Here is a 16,611-nt window from a genome sequence, read left to right on the forward strand (position 1 = left end):
GATCTGCCTGATGGTGGTGCCGGTTCCGGCGCTGCTGCTCGACGTGTTCTTCGTGCTCAACATCGCGCTGTCGGTGGCGGTGCTGATGGCGGCGATGAACGCCGCGAAGCCGCTCGATTTCTCGTCCTTCCCATCAGTCCTGCTGTTCGCAACCCTGCTGCGCCTGGCGCTCAACGTCGCTTCGACCCGCGTCGTGCTGGTCCACGGGCACGAGGGCGAGGCGGCAGCAGGCCATGTGATCGAGGCCTTCGGCGCCTTCCTGGTCGGCGGCAATTTCGCGGTCGGGCTGTTCGTCTTCCTGATCCTGGTGATCATCAACATGGTGGTGATCACCAAGGGCGCGGGCCGCGTCTCGGAAGTCTCCGCCCGCTTCACCCTTGATGCCCTGCCCGGCAAGCAGATGGCGATCGACGCCGACCTTGCCGCCGGGATCCTGACCGCCGACGAGGCCAAGGCGCGGCGCAAGGAAGTGGCGACCGAGGCCGATTTCTATGGCGCGATGGATGGCTCCAGCAAGTTCGTGAAGGGCGATGCGATCGCTGCCCTGCTGATCCTGGCGGTCAACATCATCGCCGGCTTTGCCCTGGGCATGATCAGCCACGGCATGAGCGCGGGCGAGGCGGCCAAGGTCTACATCACCCTGGCGGTGGGCGATGCGCTGGTGGCGCAGGTGCCCGCGCTGCTGCTGTCGATCGCCGCCGCCGTGATCGTGACCCGCGTGGCCGATGATCGCGATGGCCAGGGCAGCGACCTGTCCGGCCAGATCGGCGGCCAGCTGGCCGAACCACGCACCTGGCTGCCGGTGGCGCTGATCCTGGCCGCCATTGGCCTGATCCCGGCCATGCCGCAGACCATCTTCCTGCCCGCTGCCGTCGCCGCGCTGGCCTTGTGGCGTGCGTTGTCGCGCCGCGCGGCACTGGCTGGCAGGCCCGTGCCGGTGGTCGAAGCCCCGGCCGATCCGGGCCGCATCGCGCTGGGCGAAGTGTCGGACCACACGCTGGTCACGATCGAGCTCGGCTATGGCCTGGTGCAGCTGGTCGACGAGGGGCGCGGCGCGCCGCTGGTTGGCCGGATCACCGGCGTGCGCAAGCAGTTGAGCCAGGCCTTCGGCTTCGTCGTGCCGCAGTTTCGCGTGCGTGACAGCCTCGACCTGGCTCCGCAGGACTATCGCATCCTGCTGGGCGGGGTGCCGCTGGGCGGAGGATCGATCCGGCCCGACCGGATTCTGGCGATCGATGTTGGCGATGTCCGCGAAGGCTACACGCTCGCTGGCGAGGAGACCCGCGATCCCAGCTTCGGCTGTCCGGCCCGGTGGATCGTGCCGGTCCAGCGCGACCTTGCGATTGCCGAAGGCTTCCTGACGGTCGACGCCAGCACGGTGATTGCCACCCAGCTCAACCAGTTGCTGGGGGCGCGGCCCGGAGAGCTGCTGGGCCCCGACCAGGTCCGCGCGATCATCGATGCCATCAAGGAATACAACGCCGGACTGGTCGAGGCGATCCACCCCCAGCCGCTGAGCCTTGCCGCGCTGACCCGCGTGCTGCGCGCCCTGCTGGACGATGGCATTCCCATCGGTCACCCGCTGCCGATCCTCTCGAGCCTCGCCGATGCGGTGCAGGTGGCCCCCGATCACGAGCGGCTGGTCGATCTGGTCCGGGCCGATCTGGGCGGGCTGATCGTCGGGCGGATCTGCGCGCCCGGCGAGCGCTTGCCAGTGCTGACGCTCGATGCCCAGCTCGAAGGGGCAATTGTCCAGGGGCTGACCGACCCCGCGACCGGCCAACCGATGGTCGAGCCGGACCTGGCCCGCAACATCGGCGATCATGTCGCTGCGCTGGTGGCCGATCGCGGTGCCAATGCCGCGCCGCTGGCGCTGGTGGTCCAGCCCCGCGCGCGGCGACCGCTGGCGGGGCTGCTGAAGCTGCGCGCGCCTTCGGTGCTTGTCCTGTCCATTGCCGAATTGCCCGCCAGCCAGCCGATCGAGGTGGTGGCGGTAATCGGCGCGCCACCTGCCCTTTCCGATCACGTCGAGGTGCTTGCCGCATGATCCACGATCACAAGTCCATTGTCGCCGCCGAGGCCTATCGCGATGCGACCGCCGACCGGGTTCGCCGGTTCCTGCCCATGGTCCGGCGCCAGGCCTGGCACCTGCATGGCGGGGGGCGCCGGGGGATCGAGCTGGAGGACCTGATGCAGGCCGGGCTGCTCGCGCTGACCGAGGCCGCCCAGCGCCACACGGGGCCGGGCGAGGATGGCTTTGCCGCCTATGCCAAGCTGCGGGTGCACGGGGCCATGGTGGACCTGATCCGCCGCGCCGTGCCGCTGTCGCGCGGCGGGATGGAGCGGGCCCGCCGGATCGCCGCCGAGGAGCGGCGGCTGACCGGCGAGCTTGGGCGCCCGCCGAGCGAGGCCGAACTGGCCGCGGCGCTCGGGATCGCGCCCGGCGAACTGGCCATGCTGCGCGGCGAGGCCCGCCAGCCCCAGCTGGAATCGATCGACGAGGCTTATTCCGACCACGATCCGGCCTTTGCCGATCCGATGCCGGACAGTCTCGACCTGCTGGCCGGAGCGGAACTGCGCGAGGCGGTGGCTGGGGCGATTGCCGCTCTGCCGGAGCGACTGGCGCTGGTCATGCAGCTTTATTTCGTGGAAGAACTGAACCTTGCGGAGATCGCGGCCACGCTCGATGTCTCGGTGCCGCGGGTTCACCAGCTCAAGGCGCAGGCGCTGGACCGGTTGCGGGCGCAACTCGCCGACTTTGCGGACATTGCTTAGTTGCAAGCCAGAGTGGTGATCGGCAATATGGTGCCATGACCGCTTGCGATACCTGTGTTGTCCGGAACCGGGCGATCTGTTCGGCGCTTGATGCGGGGGAACTGGCGGCGCTCAATTCGATCAGCCGTCGCCGCAGCCTGTCACCGGGTGAATCGCTGATGTGGGAAGGGGAGGATTCGATCCTCGTCGCCAATGTCATCGATGGCGTGCTCAAGCTCTCGACCGGGACCGAGGACGGGCGCGAGCAGATCGTCGGAGTGGTCTATCCATCGGATTTCATTGGCCGCCCGTTTGGCTCGACCACGGGCCACGGTGTGACCGCATTGACCGAAGCGCAGGTCTGCGTGTTCACGCGGCGCGATTTCGATGCCTTTGCCCGCGAACATCCGGCGCTGGAACACAAGCTGCTGCAGCGCACCCTTGGCGAACTCGATCGGACGCGGCGCTGGATGCTGCTCCTGGGTCGCAAGTCAGCCGGGGAGCGGGTGGCAAGCTTCCTGCTCGAAATGTCCGAACGGCTGGTTGAGCAGGGCTGCCAGGGCACGCACGATCATCCGCTGGCCCGCTTTACCCTGCCGTTCTCGCGCCAGCAGGTGGCCGATGTGCTGGGGCTGACGATCGAAACCGTCAGCCGCCAGTTCACCCGGCTCAAGTCCGAAGGCCTGATCGACCTGCCCTCGCGCCGCGAAGTGGCCATCGTCGATCGCGAAGGCCTGGTGATCGAGGCCGGATAGGACCAGCCCCGACCTCCCTCGGGCCTCAGAAGCGATAGGAAACACCGCTGCTGATGACCCACGGGTCAAGCTTGTGGCGGGTCGACAAGACCTCCGTTCCCGCCCCATTGTACCAGTGGGCGGTGGTGCTCAGGAAATAGCGCTTGGCATCGAAGCTGATGCCTAGGCCGCGATCGTTGACCGGGATATCGACCCCGGCCTGCAGGACTGCGCCAACCCGGTTGTCGAGCTTTTGCCGGGTTGCGCCAAGCAGCGTCACGGCCGCTGCACCTGGCTTTTCGTCGATGAACAGGAACCAGGTCGGTCCCACCCCGACATAAGGCCGCACCCCGGACTTGGTGAAGTGGTACTTCAGCGTCACCGTGGCAGGAAGAATCTTGGCATCGGCCACCAGCTCACCGCCGGCCAGCGCCGCCGGAGAAACCGCATCGACATCGTGCTGGGTCAGGCAGCAAATCGTTTCGACCGAAACCTGGGGCGAAAGGAAGTATTCGATCGCCAGGGTCGGCACCCAATTGTCATTGGCCTTGGTGTCGGTGCCAACCGGCAGGCCCGGATCGACCGTGACCTTGGTGATCTTGCCATCGGGCAGAACGCCGGTGGCCAGCAGCTTGACCTGAAGCTTGCCTTCGCTGTCGCCGGCATGTGCCGGGGTGGCAGCGATCATGGCGGTGGCGCCCAGCAGGGCAGAGACAATCAGCTTTTTCATAATCCCTCATCCGGCGCCGCAGCAGCTGCCCTGTGCAGCCCAGGTTGTTTACGGCGCAGGACGGGCAAATGCCGCCAGACAGACCGGCGGACATTGATCCTGCGCAATTTTCGGATTGCCCACAGGCATTTTCGCACTGCCGCGGGAAATTTGATCCGGGTCAATGCTGCATTGCGGCGGGGCGGGCAGGCACGATCCTATCTGACATTTCCTGAGAGGGAAGGCTCATGGAATCCGTAGTTTCCCGAAGCGGCTGGTGGCTCGCCGCGCTGTTTATCTCGACCGTTGCCATGGCCAAGGCGATCGACTGGGGCTTTGCCGTCCACATGGGCATCTTTGCCCTGGCGGCGCTGATCGGCCTGGTCATCTCGCTGCGCACCACCGATTTCCACGCGGCCGCGCGCGGAATCCTGCGCCTGCCGGATGACCAGACGCGGTATGATGACGACCTGATCCGGTTCGGCGTGATCGCCACGGTGTTCTGGGGCATGGCCGGGTTCCTGGTCGGGCTGGTGATAGCCCTGCAGCTGACCTTCCCGGTGCTCAACCTGGGCCTTGAATGGACCAGCTTCGGGCGCCTGCGGCCGCTGCACACCTCGGCCGTGATCTTCGCCTTCGGAGGCAGCGCGCTGATTGCCACCTCGTTCTACGTGGTGCAGCGCACCTGCCGGGCGAGGCTGGCCTTCCCCGGCCTCGCCCGCTTCGTCTTCTGGGGCTACCAGCTGTTCATCGTCCTGGCGGCGAGCGGCTATCTGCTCGGCATCAGCCAGGGCAAGGAATATGCCGAGCCCGAATGGTACGTCGACCTGTGGCTGACGATCGTCTGGCTGGCCTATCTCGCGGTCTTCGTCGGCACGCTCGTCAAGCGGACCGAACCGCATATCTACGTCGCCAACTGGTTCTACCTCTCGTTCATCCTGACCGTGGCCATGCTTCACGTGGTCAACAACATGAACGTGCCGGTCAGCCTGTTCGGTTCCAAGAGCTATCCGCTCTGGGCCGGGGTCCAGGGCGCGCTGGTGCAGTGGTGGTATGGCCACAACGCGGTGGGCTTCTTCCTGACCGCCGGCTTCCTCGCCATGATGTATTACTTCGTGCCGAAGCAGGCCCAGCGTCCGGTCTATTCCTATCGCCTGTCGATCCTGCACTTCTGGTCACTGATCTTCCTCTACATCTGGGCGGGTCCGCACCACCTCCACTACACGGCGCTGCCCGACTGGGCGCAGACGCTGGGCATGGTGTTCTCGGTCATGCTGTGGATGCCCAGCTGGGGCGGGATGATCAACGGCCTGATGACGCTCAACGGCGCCTGGGACAAGGTCCGCACCGATCCGATCATCCGCATGATGGTCCTCGCGCTGGCCTTCTATGGCATGAGCACCTTCGAAGGCCCGATGATGAGCGTGAAGAGCGTCAACTCGCTCTCGCACTATACCGACTGGACCATCGGCCACGTCCATTCCGGCGCGCTGGGCTGGAACGGGATGATCACCTTCTCGTGCATCTACTTCCTGGTCCCGCGGCTGTGGGGGCGTGAACGGCTCTATTCGCTGCGGATGGTCAACTGGCACTTCTGGCTCGCGACGCTGGGGATCGTGTTCTACGCTTCCTCGATGTGGGTGGCGGGGATCACCCAGGGCCTGATGTGGCGCGAATATGGCGCCGATGGCTACCTGGTGAACTCGTTCGTCGAAACGGTCGCCGCGCTGCACCCGATGTACCTGCTGCGCGCCTTTGGCGGCGGCCTGTTCCTGATCGGCGCGGGGGTGATGACCTACAACGTCTGGCAGACCATCGCCGGCCGCCTGCGGGATGAGCTGCCGCTCTACCAGCCGAAGCACGATCCCGCCGCCGACCGTCCGCTCACTGCCGTTCCGGCCGAATAAGGGGGCCAGAGACCATGACTGCACAAGCAAATGACGCCGCCCCCAAGGAAGATTGGGGCCGCCACAAGAAGATGGAGCGCAATGTCGCGGTGTTCGGCCTGGCCGCCTTCGCGGCGGTGACGATCGGCGGGATCGTGGAAATCGCCCCGCTGTTCTGGATCGACAACACGATCGAGAAGGTGGAGGGGATGCGTCCCCACACCCCGCTCGAACAGGCCGGGCGCGACATCTATGTCCGCGAAGGGTGCTATGTCTGCCACAGCCAGATGATCCGCCCCTTCCGCGACGAGGTGGAGCGTTACGGACACTACAGCCTGGCGGCGGAATCGATGTACGATCGGCCGTTCCAGTGGGGTTCGAAGCGCACCGGGCCGGACCTGGCGCGCGTGGGCGGGCGCTATTCGGATGAATGGCACGTCCAGCACCTGATCGATCCGCGCGCCGTGGTGCCGGAATCGATCATGCCCGGCTATGCCTTCCTGGCGAAGCGCGATCTCGACACGGCCAATATCAAGGCCGATCTGACCGCGCTGTACCGGGCCGGCACGCCTTACACGAAGGAACAGCTCGACAAGGCCGATGCCGATCTCAAGGCCCAGGCCGATCCGATGGGCGATGCCGCCGATCTGAACAAGCGTTACCCCAAGGCCCAGGTCCGCGATTTTGATGGCCAGCCCGACCGGCTGACCGAAATGGACGCGCTGGTGGCCTATCTCCAGGTCCTTGGCACGCTGGTCGATGTGAACAGCGCCAAGGCGCAGGAGGAACTGGCCAAGGAGAAGGGCCGGTGAGCGAACCCCACTCCACTTACGAGACGCTGCGGCACTTTGCCGACAGCTGGGGACTGGTCATGCTTACGGTGACTTTCCTCGTCCTCGTGCTCTGGCCATTCCGGCCAGGCGCCCGCTCCGCCAACCAGGCGGCCAAGACCATGATCTTCAAGGATGACGGCGATGGCGAATAAGCGCATCGATGAAGCAACCGGGATTGAAACCGTCGGCCACAGCTGGGACGGGATCGAGGAACTCAACAACCCCCTGCCGCGCTGGTGGCTGTGGACGCTCTACGCGACGATCGTGTTCTCGATCGGCTATGTGATCGTCTACCCGGCCTGGCCGATGGTCAACCGGGCCACCGAAGGCCTGTGGGGCTGGTCCAGCCGCGGCCAGCTGGCGGGCGAACTGAAGGCCGAGGAGGCGCGTCGCGCAGCGACGCTCGCCGCCCTGGCAACGACGCCAATCACCGAACTGCCCGGCAAGCCCGAACTGATGCGCGCCGCGATCGAGGGTGGCCGCGCGGCCTTCCGCGTCAACTGCGTGCAGTGCCACGGCAGCGGGGCGGCGGGCAGCACCGGCTATCCCAACCTGCGCGATGATGACTGGCTGTGGGGCGGCAACCTGCAGGAAATCGAATACACCCTGATCAACGGCATCCGCCACCCCGGCAACGATGCCACGCACCAGAGCCTGATGCCGAGCTTCGGCAAGGACGGGATCCTCCCCGCAGCCGATATCGCCGCAGTCACCGATCACGTCCTGTCGCTCAGCGGCAAGGGTCCGGCCAATGCGCGCGGCGCGGAACTGTTCGCCAACAATTGCGCCACCTGCCACGCCCCGGACGGCAAGGGCCTGCGCCAGTTCGGCGCGCCGAACCTGTCGGACGCGATCTGGCTTTACGGCGGCAAGCGCGAACAGGTGGAAGCCAGCATCTACAAGGCCCGTGCCGGGGTGATGCCGGCCTGGAACGACAAGCTTGATCCGGTGACGATCAAGATGCTGGCGGCCTATGTCCACTCGCTCGGCGGCGGCGAGGATTTCGCCCCCGCTCCGGTTGCCGCTGCTGCTGCAGCGGCGGCGGCTCCGGCCGCAGGGGCGGGTAATGGCCAAGACTGAACCGGCGGGCTCTGCCCCCCATTACGTTCCGCGAGAGGCCGTCTTTCCCAAGGTGATGGACGGCCCCTTCCGCCGCTTCAAGTGGCTGATGCTGGTTGTTACCCTGACGATCTACTACGCCACGCCGTGGCTGCGCTGGGACCGGGGCCCGCACGCCCCGGACCAGGCGGTGCTGGTCGATCTGGCCAACCGCCGCTTCTACATGTTCTCGATCGAGATCTGGCCGCACGAGTTCTATTTCGTGGCCGGATTGCTGATCATGGCCGGGATCGGGCTGTTCCTGATCACCAGCGCCTTTGGCCGCGCCTGGTGCGGCTATTCCTGCCCGCAGACGATCTGGACCGACCTGTTCCAGCATGTTGACCGCCTGATTGATGGCGATCGCAACGCGCAATTGCGGCTTGAAGCCGCGCCGTGGGGCGCGACCAAGGTCTTCAAGCGCGGCCTGAAGTGGTCGATCTATCTCGCGATCAGTTTCTGGACCGGCGGTGCGTGGATCATGTACTTTGCCGATGCGCCCACGCTGACGGTCGATTTCTGGACCGGGCAGGCCGCGCCGGTGGCCTATGCGACGGTCGCAGTGCTGACCGCCACGACCTTCATTTTCGGCGGCTTCATGCGCGAACAGGTCTGCATCTACATGTGCCCCTGGCCGCGCATCCAGACGGCGATGCTCGATGAAAGCAGCCTGATCGTCACTTACAAGGACTGGCGCGGCGAACCGCGCGGCTCGGTCAAGGCCCGCGAAAAGAACCCTGGTGGGATCGGCGACTGCATCGATTGCAACCAGTGCGTGGCCGTCTGCCCGACCGGTTATGACATCCGCAACGGGCCGGACATTGCCTGCATCACCTGCGGCCTGTGCATCGATGCCTGCGATACGGTGATGGGCCAGATCGGCCGCCCGCGCGGGCTGATCGACTATGCCACGCTGGAAGACTGCGAGCACGAGCGGGCCGGGGGTGAGCGCCGCTCGATCCTGAAGACCGTGCTGCGCCCGCGCACCTTCGCCTATTTCGGCGTCTGGGCCGCCATCGGCGTGGCGCTGCTGTTCGCGCTCGGCACGCGCGAGCGGATCGACCTGACCGTGGCGAAGGATCGCAACCCGCCCTTCCTGCTGCTGTCCAATGGCGACGTGCGCAACGATTACACGATCAAGCTGCGCAACATGGAAGCCCGCCCGCGGCCAATGTCGGTCACGCTGGAAGGGCTGCCGGGGGCCAGAATGTGGACTGACGAGATGGGCCAGGACCGCGCCGCGCGGCGGCTCGATTTCACCGTTCCGGCCGATCAGACCAAGCCGGTCCGGGTCTATGTCGTCGCGCCGGAAGGGACCGCCCAGCAGGATTTCGTGTTCGCTCTCGCCGCGCAGGATCGCGACGGCGGCGGCGATCGCGGTGAAACGCGCTTTGACGCGCCGGAGGATGGCCAATGACCAGCAAGACTTCAGAACCCGGCGAACTGACCGGCCGCAAAGTGGCCGCGATCTTCGTGGTGTTCTTCGGCGTGATCATGGCGGTGAACTTCACCATGGCCAGTTTCGCCAGCTCGACCTTCGGCGGGGTGGTGGTGAAGAACTCCTATGTCGCCAGCCAGAAGTACAACGGCTGGCTGGCCGCAGCGCGCGAGCAGAAGAAGCTGGGTTGGACCCCAGTGGTCAGCCGCCTGGCCGATGGCCGGGTGGCGGTGCAGGTGGCCGGGGCTTCGGGCGAGGGGTTGGGCGTGATCGCCCGCGCCCGTCACCCGCTGGGCCGCGCCCCCGAGCAGGAACTGAACCTGGCCCCCGCTGCCGATGGCAGCTTCATTTCGGCTGCCCCGCTGCCCGCCGGGCGCTGGATGGTCCGCTTTGAAGTGCGGCAAGGCGACAAGGTCTATCGCGACGAGCAGGAAATCCGGTGAACGCCCCTGCGCCCCTGACCGAAGCCCTGCGGGCCAGCGCCGCTCCGCTGGATTCGACCGTGCTGGTCGTGCCGGGGATGCACTGCGCCGGTTGCATGGCCAAGGTGGAACGGGCCTTTGGCGGATTGCCCGGCGTCCATGCCGCGCGGGTCAACCTGACCGCGCGGCAGGTGCGGGTCGAGCACGATCCCGCCGTGCGCGAACCGGCGCTGGTCGCCGCCCTGGCCGAGGCCGGGTTCGCCAGCCAGCCGCGCGGGGAAGAGCTCGCGCCGCCGCCTTCGGCGGTCAAGCCGCTGCTGGCCCCGCTGGCCGTCGCGGGCTTTGCCTGCATGAATGTCATGCTGCTGTCGGTCAGCATCTGGTCGGGCGCTGATGGATCGACCAAGCACCTGTTCCACTGGCTGTCGGCCATGATCGGGGTTCCCGCGATTGTCTATGCGGGCATGCCGTTCTTCACTTCGGCCTGGGCGGCGCTGCGCCACTGGCGCACCAATATGGACGTGCCGATTTCAATCGGGGTCGTCACCGCCACGGGCCTGAGCCTGTACGAGACGGCAATGGGCGGCCAGCATGCCTGGTTCGATGGCACGTTGATGCTGCTGCTGTTCCTGCTCGCGGGCCGCGTGCTTGATGCCATGATGCGGGATCGGGCGCGGGCCGGGGTCGATGCCCTGCTGCGCCAGGCTGCGCCGGGGGCGATGGTTGTGGGCCGGACGGGCGCCATCGAATGGGTGGCGGCGCGCGATCTGGTGCCGGGCATGGTGATGCGGGTTGCTGCCGGGGAACGGCTGGCTGCCGATGGCACCATCGCCACCGGGCAGAGCAAGTTCGACCAGTCGCTGCTGACCGGCGAAAGCGCCCCCGTGATGATGCGACCGGGCGATCCGGTTCACGCCGGGACGCTCAACCTCGATGCGCCGGTGGACGTGACCGTGACCGCCGCCGGGGCCGATACCTCGCTGGCCGAGATCGCCCGGCTGATGGAGTCCGCTGGGCAAGTGCGCAGCCGCTATGTGCGGATCGCGGACCGGGCCTCGCGGCTCTATGCCCCGGCGGTCCATACCCTCGCAGCCGTGACGCTGTCTGGCTGGCTGATTGCCGGATTGGGCCTGCACCAGTCGCTGGTGATCGCGATTGCCGTGCTGATCATCACCTGCCCCTGCGCGTTGGGCCTGGCCGTGCCGGTGGCGCAAGTGGTGGCCAGCGGGGCGCTGATGCGCGCCGGGATCATGGTCAAGGATGGCGCGGCGCTGGAACGGCTCGCCAGCATCGACCGCGCCCTGCTCGACAAGACCGGCACCCTGACCCTGGGTCGCCCCTTGCCCGATCCGGCGAGCCTGGCCGCGCTGGGAGCCGAGGAGGCCGCCGTGGCCCTCGCGCTGGCCTCGCACAGCCGCCATCCCCTGTCGCGGGCGCTCGCTGAAGCGCTGGGCGCCGCCGGATACGAGGCTGCCGTGCTCACCGATGTGACCGAGGAGCCCGGACGCGGCGTGCTGGCCACCTGGCAAGGGCAGGCCGTAGCCCTGCGCCGCCCGGACAGCGCCAGCGGCATTGCGACGGCGCTGGTGATCGGCGACCGTCCGGTCCGGCTTATTGCCTTTGCCGACCGGCTGCGGCCCGATGCCGAACAGGCCTTGGCCGAACTCAAGGCGCTGGGGATCGAGGCGACGATCCTGTCGGGCGACAATGCCGGGGCCGTGGCCGAGGTGTCGCGCGCCACGGGCCTCACCGCCCAAGCCGGGGCCAGCCCGGTCGACAAGCAGGCCGCTATCGCCCGCCTGCAGGCCGCGGGGCACAAGGTGCTAATGGCCGGGGACGGGCTGAACGATGGGCCGGCGCTGGCTGCGGCCAATGCCTCGATCGCGCCGGGATCGGCCAGCGATGCCGGGCGGCAGGCGGCGGACCTCGTGTTCCTGGGCGATTCGCTGCTGGCCCTGCCGCGCGGGGTGCGCGCCGCCCGCCGGACCATGGCGGTGGTGAAGCAGAACTTCGTCCTCGCCATTGGCTACAATGCCCTGGCCGTGCCGCTGGCCATGGCCGGTTATGTCACGCCGCTGATCGCCGCCATTGCCATGTCGACCAGCTCGCTGATCGTCATCGCCAATTCGTTGCGGCTTTATGGAGCGGCGCGGTGAACGGGCTCGTCGTCCTGATCCCGGTGGCGCTGGGGCTGGGCCTCCTGGGCCTCGTCACCTTCTTCTGGGCGCTGAAGCGCGGCCAGTTCGAGGATCTTGACGGGGCCGCCGCGCGGATCCTGATCGACGAGGAGGATGACCGCCCGGCATGAGCCGCGCCATCCGCCTTTTTGCCCTGCTGGCAATCATGCCTGCCGCGCTCCACGCCGCCCCTGCCTTCGCTGGCGAGCGCCTGCTGGTGCCGATCTGCACGGGCGATGGGCAGACCCGGCTGGTGGCGATTCCCACGGGCGGCGAAGGCTCCGGCCAGGGCGGCGACAGCCGCGAATGCGCCAAGGGTTGCCACGGCGGAACCTCGCGCAAACGCGGTGTCTTGCCGTTTCTTGAGCCAGCGCAATGACGCCGCCGGTGCCACCGCCGCATAACCGCGGCATGTGGCCGTACTATCCCGATCTGCTCTCTGTTCCGGTGCCGCGCTACACCAGCTTTCCGACTGCCGCCGAATTTGGGGACGGGGTGGGAGCGGCCGATGCCGACGCCGCCCTGCGCAGGGTTGCGGGCGATGTCTCGCTCTATGTCCACGTGCCGTTCTGCGAACAGATCTGCTGGTATTGCGGCTGCAACACGGGGGCTGCCAACCGCCGCCAGCGCCTGGCCAGCTATCTTGATGCGCTGCACCGCGATATCGCGCTGACCGGGGTGCGGCTGGATGGCCGCGTTTCCGTCCGCCGCGTATCGTTTGGCGGGGGTAGCCCCAATGCCATTGCGCCGACCGATTTCGTCCGGCTGGTCGATGCGCTGACGCTGCACGTCGCGCTGGAGGAGCCGGTCTGGTCGATCGAGATCGACCCGCGCACCCTGACGCGCGACTGGGCCGATGTGCTCGGTTGGGTTGGCGTCAGCCATGCCTCGATGGGCGTGCAGACCTTCGCCCCGCACCTCCAGGCCGCGATTGGCCGGGTGCAGGACGATGTGCTGATCGCGCGCGGTACCGATATGCTGCGCAATGCGGGGGTCACCTCGCTCAATTTCGACCTGATGTACGGCCTGCCGGGCCAGAGCCTCGACGATCTGGAAGCCACCCTGCGCCGCACGGTGGAACTGGGGGCGGACCGGATCGCCCTGTTCGGCTATGCCCACGTGCCGCATCTGATCCCGCGCCAGCGCCGGATCGATGACAGCGCCCTGCCCGATCAGGCGGCGCGCTTTGCCATGGCGGCCTTCGGCCATGCCCTGCTGCTGGCGGAGGGCTATGTGCCGGTGGGCTTCGATCATTTTGCCAGGCCCGGCGATCCGCTGGCCCGCGCCGCCCAAGGCGGCACCCTGCGGCGCAATTTCCAGGGCTTTACCGATGATCAGGCAGCCTCGCTGGTCGGCCTTGGCGCCTCGGCGATTACCTGCCTGCCGGATATCCTGTGGCAGAACGAGAAGAACGCCGGGCGCTATCGCATGCTGCTCTCGCAGGATCGGCTACCCGCCGCTCACGGCATCCGTCGCAGCGCCGATGACCAGCGCCGCGCCGCCGTGATCGAGGGACTGCTTTGCCGGGGCGAGGCCCGGATCGACGCCGATCTGGCCGGGGAAGTGGCCGGACGGCTGGTGCCCTTTGTCGAACGCGGGCTGGCCAGCGTGGTCGACGGCAAGCTGCGGCTGGAACCCGGCGCGCTGCCCTATGCCCGCAGCATCGCCGCGCTGTTCGATCCCTATCGCCAGGATTCCGTCCGCCGCTTCAGCTCGGCAGTCTGAAGGGCCGCCCGGCCGTCCGTTTGCGCGACAGGCCTAAATAACGCATAGATATGGCGAATCCTGGACAACGCGCCTGCCGCGTTGCCAGCCAAGGAGGGGACTTCGCCATGCCGCCGATCACACTGTTGGGTTGGTTTCACACGATCATCGCGATCATCGCCATCCTGGCCGGGGTCGTTGCCCTGGCGAAGTACAAGGTGATCACGCCGGGGCAGCGCTCGGGGCGAATCTATCTGGCCTGCACCTTCATCGCGGCGGCAACCGCGCTGATGATCTACAACCAGGGCACCGGTTTTGGCCCGGCGCATGCCCTGGCCGTGCTGACGCTGCTGGCGCTGGCGGGCGGCTTCATCGTCATGCGGATCCCGCTGCTGGCGAAGTTTGCAGCTTACCTTCAGGCGTTGTGCTTTTCGGGCACGCTGCTGTTCCACATGATCCCCGCGATTACCGATGGCCTGCGCCGGCTGCCGGTGGGCGATCCGGTGGTTGACCGGTTCGACGACCCGTTGCTGCGCGGGTTCTACCTCCTGTTCCTCGCGCTGTTCGTGGTTGGCTATGCAGCGCAAGTGGTCTGGCTTCGCCGCCGCGGCTAACGCCCCGCGCCAGCGCCAAAAAATGAGCGGCTGATGCAGTTGCACAGCCGCTCCAGGTGGGGAGAACCTGCGCCGGAAACCCTGCGGTGTCCGACTGATCTCCCTTGTGAATCACCTTTCGCTAATGTGCATTGATCGCGGTCAATTATCCGCCAATTTCACCAGGCTGTCCGGCCCCAGCACCTGCGGCAATTGCTGTGGTGCGCCGCCGCCAGCAGGATACCACAGGTAAAGCGGGATACCGGCCGCGCCCTGGGCGGTCAGGAAGCGGGTGATTTCCGGATCGCGGCGGGTCCAGTCCCCGCGCAGCACGATCACCCCGGCCTTGGCAAAGGCATCGCGGGTCGGCTCGCGCTCGATCGCGACCCGCTCGTTGACCTTGCAGGACAGGCACCAGTCCGCGGTCATGTAGACGAAGACCGGCTTGCCGCTGGCCCGCACCCGCGCCAGCGCCTGTTCGCTGAACGGCTGGGCATCGAGTAGGCTGGCTTCGGCGCTGGCTTCCGGCGCGCGGACCATGCCCGGCAGGCCCAGCGCGGACAGGCCCAGCACAGCAGCCAGCGCGCCCCACCACAGCGCCCCGGCGGCCAGCCCATGGCGCTGGCGGCGGCCCAGCAGGACCAGCGCGGCAACCACGATCACGGCCAGCAGCGTCAGGGCGAAGGCAAAGCCATTGCCGCCGATCCGGCTGGCCAACCAGGCGAGGGCCAGCGCGGTCAGCCCCATCGGCAGGGCCATCCAGCGGCGGAACCGGCCCATCCACGGCCCGGGTTTGGGCAGGCGGCGGCGCAGGGCGGGGACCCAGGCAATCGCCAGGAAGGGCAGGGCAATCCCCAGCCCCAGCGCGCCGAACAGCAGCAGGGCGGGGCCGACCGGCAGCAGCAGCGCCGCGCCCATCGCGGCAGCCATGAACGGCCCGGTGCAGGGCGTGGCGGCAAAGGCAGCCAGCAGTCCGGTGGCGAAGGCGCCCTGCGGCGAACCCTCGCTGGCAAAGCCAGGCACCATGAATTCGTAGAGCCCCAGCAGGTTGGCGGTGATCGCCACGGCTAGCAGCAGCAGCGCGGCCACCACCAGTGGTTCCTGCAACTGGAAGGCCCAGCCCACCTCCTGGCCCGCAGCGCGCAGGCCCAGCAGCAGCCCGCCCAGCGCGAGAGAGGCGACCACGACCCCGGCGGTATAGGCCAATCCCTCGGCCCGCGCCTGGGCCTGGCTCTCGCCCGCGCGGGCCAGGCTCAGCGCCTTGAGGCTGAGGATCGGGAAAACGCAGGGCATCACATTGAGCAGCAATCCGCCCGCCAGGGCCGCCAGCAGCAGCCAGCCCAGCGCCGGGGTGGCCGGGGCCTCGCCCGCCACTTGCAGCGGCTCGCCGCCGGTCGGCACCGCACCGGGCGCGGCGGCAATGATCACGCCGTCGCCATTCGGGTTCAGCCGCAGCACGGCCTCGATTGCATCGGGCTGTTCCGGCGCGAACTTTGCCACGGGCAGTTCGGCCACCAGCAGATCGCCCTGGCGGAAGAAGGCCTGGGGCGCGGCGTAGTCCACGACCCGCTCGGTCGAAAGGAACAGGTGCGGGCTGGCGACCTTGAGCGCGGCCGGTAGCGGGATCGCCACCCGCAGCTTTCCGCCTGAAAAGGCAAACCGGGCCGGGCTGCCAAGCGGCGCGGGCAGGGCCGCGCGCCAGCGGTCAAACCGGGCATCGGCTGCGCCCGGCTGGCCCACCGTTACCTTGGTGGCCAGTTCGCCTTCCTCGGGCACGCAGATCTCGTCGGTGCAGGCCAGCCAGCGCCCGCGCGCCGTCAGCTCCAGCACGTCACCCGGTCGGGCGGTGGCCGGAACGGTGAAGCTGGTCAGCACGGCATATTCGGTCTTGTATACGTGGTTCATCAGCCCCGCGATGGTCAGCGTGGCGGGCACCGGATATTGCAGCGCACCGACCTTGCGGCCGGGCGGCAAGGTCCAGTCCAGCGTCATGCCCTGGCCGGCATCGCCGGGATTGAGCCAATAGCCGTGCCAGCCGGGCGCGGGCTTCATGTCGATGGCCAGGGTCACCGTGCCGCCCGGCATGGCGCTGCCTTCGGCCAGCAGGGTGGCGGAAATGTTGGTTTCGCGGGCCGCCAGTGGTGCAGCCAGCAGCGCAGCCAGCATCAGTGCGGCGAGCTGGAACAACCCGGCAAGCCACTTGGCGAAACGCAGCATCGATTACTTGCTCCTTGGCCTTTGGCAGGCCTTGCACTCGCGCCCT

Annotated in this window: 16 protein-coding genes; 14 read left to right on the plus strand and 2 right to left on the minus strand. The window is 67.7% G+C overall.

What is annotated here, in order from left to right; genetic code table 11:
- The first annotated feature begins 10 nt into the window (after window positions 1-10).
- From O9281_RS10595 to O9281_RS10605, 3 genes are read left to right on the plus strand one after another with little or no spacing between them, the layout of a single operon-like run.
- Entirely contained in the window at window positions 11-2,047 is a 2,037-nt protein-coding gene (locus O9281_RS10595) for a flagellar biosynthesis protein FlhA (RefSeq protein ID WP_298185586.1), read from the plus strand.
- Window positions 2,044-2,775 carry a sigma-70 family RNA polymerase sigma factor gene (locus O9281_RS10600; RefSeq protein ID WP_298185443.1) on the plus strand — a complete coding sequence of 244 codons (732 nt, stop codon included), beginning with the start codon at window positions 2,044-2,046 and terminating at the stop codon, window positions 2,773-2,775. The genes O9281_RS10595 and O9281_RS10600 overlap by 4 nt, the downstream gene beginning before the upstream one ends.
- 35 nt (window positions 2,776-2,810) lie before the next feature.
- Entirely contained in the window at window positions 2,811-3,509 is a 699-nt protein-coding gene (locus O9281_RS10605; protein WP_298185445.1) for a Crp/Fnr family transcriptional regulator, read from the plus strand.
- A 25-nt stretch (window positions 3,510-3,534) separates the two neighbouring features.
- Here O9281_RS10605 and O9281_RS10610 read toward each other — a convergent pair whose 3' ends face one another.
- Window positions 3,535-4,218, minus strand: a complete 684-nt coding sequence (locus O9281_RS10610; RefSeq protein WP_298185448.1) for an OmpW family outer membrane protein — start codon at window positions 4,216-4,218, stop codon at window positions 3,535-3,537.
- Window positions 4,219-4,445: 227 nt separating this feature from the next.
- On the opposite strand from O9281_RS10610, the gene ccoN reads away from it, so the two are divergent.
- The 11 genes from ccoN (at window position 4,446) to O9281_RS10665 (ending at window position 14,369) form a co-directional block, all read left to right on the plus strand.
- Window positions 4,446-6,104, plus strand: coding sequence for a cytochrome-c oxidase, cbb3-type subunit I (ccoN, locus tag O9281_RS10615; protein ID WP_298185451.1), 1,659 nt, complete (start codon window positions 4,446-4,448; stop codon window positions 6,102-6,104).
- Between the two features lie 14 nt (window positions 6,105-6,118).
- Window positions 6,119-6,895 (plus strand): cytochrome-c oxidase, cbb3-type subunit II, encoded by a 777-nt coding sequence (gene ccoO, locus O9281_RS10620; RefSeq protein WP_298185453.1) that lies wholly within the window; start codon window positions 6,119-6,121, stop codon window positions 6,893-6,895.
- The gene (locus O9281_RS10625) at window positions 6,892-7,068 is read left to right on the plus strand and encodes a cbb3-type cytochrome c oxidase subunit 3 (RefSeq protein WP_298185456.1); all 177 of its coding nucleotides are present in this window, start codon (window positions 6,892-6,894) and stop codon (window positions 7,066-7,068) included. The genes ccoO and O9281_RS10625 overlap by 4 nt, the downstream gene beginning before the upstream one ends.
- A complete protein-coding gene (gene ccoP, locus O9281_RS10630; RefSeq protein WP_298185458.1) occupies window positions 7,058-7,996 on the plus strand; it encodes a cytochrome-c oxidase, cbb3-type subunit III in 939 nt (312 codons plus the stop codon). The genes O9281_RS10625 and ccoP overlap by 11 nt, the downstream gene beginning before the upstream one ends.
- A complete protein-coding gene (ccoG, locus tag O9281_RS10635) occupies window positions 7,983-9,431 on the plus strand; it encodes a cytochrome c oxidase accessory protein CcoG (protein ID WP_298185460.1) in 1,449 nt (482 codons plus the stop codon). The genes ccoP and ccoG overlap by 14 nt, the downstream gene beginning before the upstream one ends.
- Window positions 9,428-9,895 (plus strand): FixH family protein, encoded by a 468-nt coding sequence (locus O9281_RS10640; protein ID WP_298185463.1) that lies wholly within the window; start codon window positions 9,428-9,430, stop codon window positions 9,893-9,895. The genes ccoG and O9281_RS10640 overlap by 4 nt, the downstream gene beginning before the upstream one ends.
- 77 nt (window positions 9,896-9,972) lie before the next feature.
- Complete coding sequence (locus O9281_RS10645) at window positions 9,973-12,030, plus strand: heavy metal translocating P-type ATPase (RefSeq protein ID WP_298185587.1); 2,058 nt, start codon at window positions 9,973-9,975, stop codon at window positions 12,028-12,030.
- The gene (gene ccoS, locus O9281_RS10650; protein WP_298185466.1) at window positions 12,027-12,182 is read left to right on the plus strand and encodes a cbb3-type cytochrome oxidase assembly protein CcoS; all 156 of its coding nucleotides are present in this window, start codon (window positions 12,027-12,029) and stop codon (window positions 12,180-12,182) included. The genes O9281_RS10645 and ccoS overlap by 4 nt, the downstream gene beginning before the upstream one ends.
- Window positions 12,179-12,430 (plus strand): hypothetical protein, encoded by a 252-nt coding sequence (locus tag O9281_RS10655; RefSeq protein WP_298185468.1) that lies wholly within the window; start codon window positions 12,179-12,181, stop codon window positions 12,428-12,430. Before ccoS ends, O9281_RS10655 begins: the two co-directional genes overlap by 4 nt.
- A gap of 32 nt (window positions 12,431-12,462) precedes the next feature.
- Window positions 12,463-13,776, plus strand: a complete 1,314-nt coding sequence (locus tag O9281_RS10660; RefSeq protein WP_298185588.1) for a radical SAM protein — start codon at window positions 12,463-12,465, stop codon at window positions 13,774-13,776.
- A gap of 107 nt (window positions 13,777-13,883) precedes the next feature.
- Window positions 13,884-14,369 (plus strand): hypothetical protein, encoded by a 486-nt coding sequence (locus O9281_RS10665; protein ID WP_298185471.1) that lies wholly within the window; start codon window positions 13,884-13,886, stop codon window positions 14,367-14,369.
- A 141-nt stretch (window positions 14,370-14,510) separates the two neighbouring features.
- On the opposite strand, the gene O9281_RS10670 is transcribed toward O9281_RS10665, so the two are convergent.
- Window positions 14,511-16,565 carry a thioredoxin family protein gene (locus O9281_RS10670; protein WP_298185474.1) on the minus strand — a complete coding sequence of 685 codons (2,055 nt, stop codon included), beginning with the start codon at window positions 16,563-16,565 and terminating at the stop codon, window positions 14,511-14,513.
- Between the last annotated feature and the right edge of the window lie 46 nt (window positions 16,566-16,611).

The sequence above is a fragment of the Novosphingobium sp. genome, assembly GCF_027531025.1.
Lineage (GTDB): Bacteria > Pseudomonadota > Alphaproteobacteria > Sphingomonadales > Sphingomonadaceae > Novosphingobium.

Excerpts from the sequence above, each read along its gene's own strand:
- O9281_RS10640 (WP_298185463.1), top strand. The coding sequence starts at position 9,428 with ATGACCAGCAAGACTTCAGAACCCGGCGAACTGACCGGCCGCAAAGTG.
- O9281_RS10660 (WP_298185588.1), top strand. The coding sequence starts at position 12,463 with ATGTGGCCGTACTATCCCGATCTGCTCTCTGTTCCGGTGCCGCGCTAC.
- O9281_RS10655 (WP_298185468.1), top strand. The coding sequence starts at position 12,179 with ATGAGCCGCGCCATCCGCCTTTTTGCCCTGCTGGCAATCATGCCTGCC.
- O9281_RS10670 (WP_298185474.1), bottom strand. The coding sequence starts at position 16,565 with ATGCTGCGTTTCGCCAAGTGGCTTGCCGGGTTGTTCCAGCTCGCCGCA.
- O9281_RS10645 (WP_298185587.1), top strand. The coding sequence starts at position 9,973 with ATGCACTGCGCCGGTTGCATGGCCAAGGTGGAACGGGCCTTTGGCGGA.
- ccoP (WP_298185458.1), top strand. The coding sequence starts at position 7,058 with ATGGCGAATAAGCGCATCGATGAAGCAACCGGGATTGAAACCGTCGGC.
- O9281_RS10600 (WP_298185443.1), top strand. The coding sequence starts at position 2,044 with ATGATCCACGATCACAAGTCCATTGTCGCCGCCGAGGCCTATCGCGAT.
- O9281_RS10665 (WP_298185471.1), top strand. The coding sequence starts at position 13,884 with ATGCCGCCGATCACACTGTTGGGTTGGTTTCACACGATCATCGCGATC.
- O9281_RS10595 (WP_298185586.1), top strand. The coding sequence starts at position 11 with ATGGTGGTGCCGGTTCCGGCGCTGCTGCTCGACGTGTTCTTCGTGCTC.
- O9281_RS10610 (WP_298185448.1), bottom strand. The coding sequence starts at position 4,218 with ATGAAAAAGCTGATTGTCTCTGCCCTGCTGGGCGCCACCGCCATGATC.
- ccoO (WP_298185453.1), top strand. The coding sequence starts at position 6,119 with ATGACTGCACAAGCAAATGACGCCGCCCCCAAGGAAGATTGGGGCCGC.
- O9281_RS10605 (WP_298185445.1), top strand. The coding sequence starts at position 2,811 with ATGACCGCTTGCGATACCTGTGTTGTCCGGAACCGGGCGATCTGTTCG.
- ccoN (WP_298185451.1), top strand. The coding sequence starts at position 4,446 with ATGGAATCCGTAGTTTCCCGAAGCGGCTGGTGGCTCGCCGCGCTGTTT.
- ccoG (WP_298185460.1), top strand. The coding sequence starts at position 7,983 with ATGGCCAAGACTGAACCGGCGGGCTCTGCCCCCCATTACGTTCCGCGA.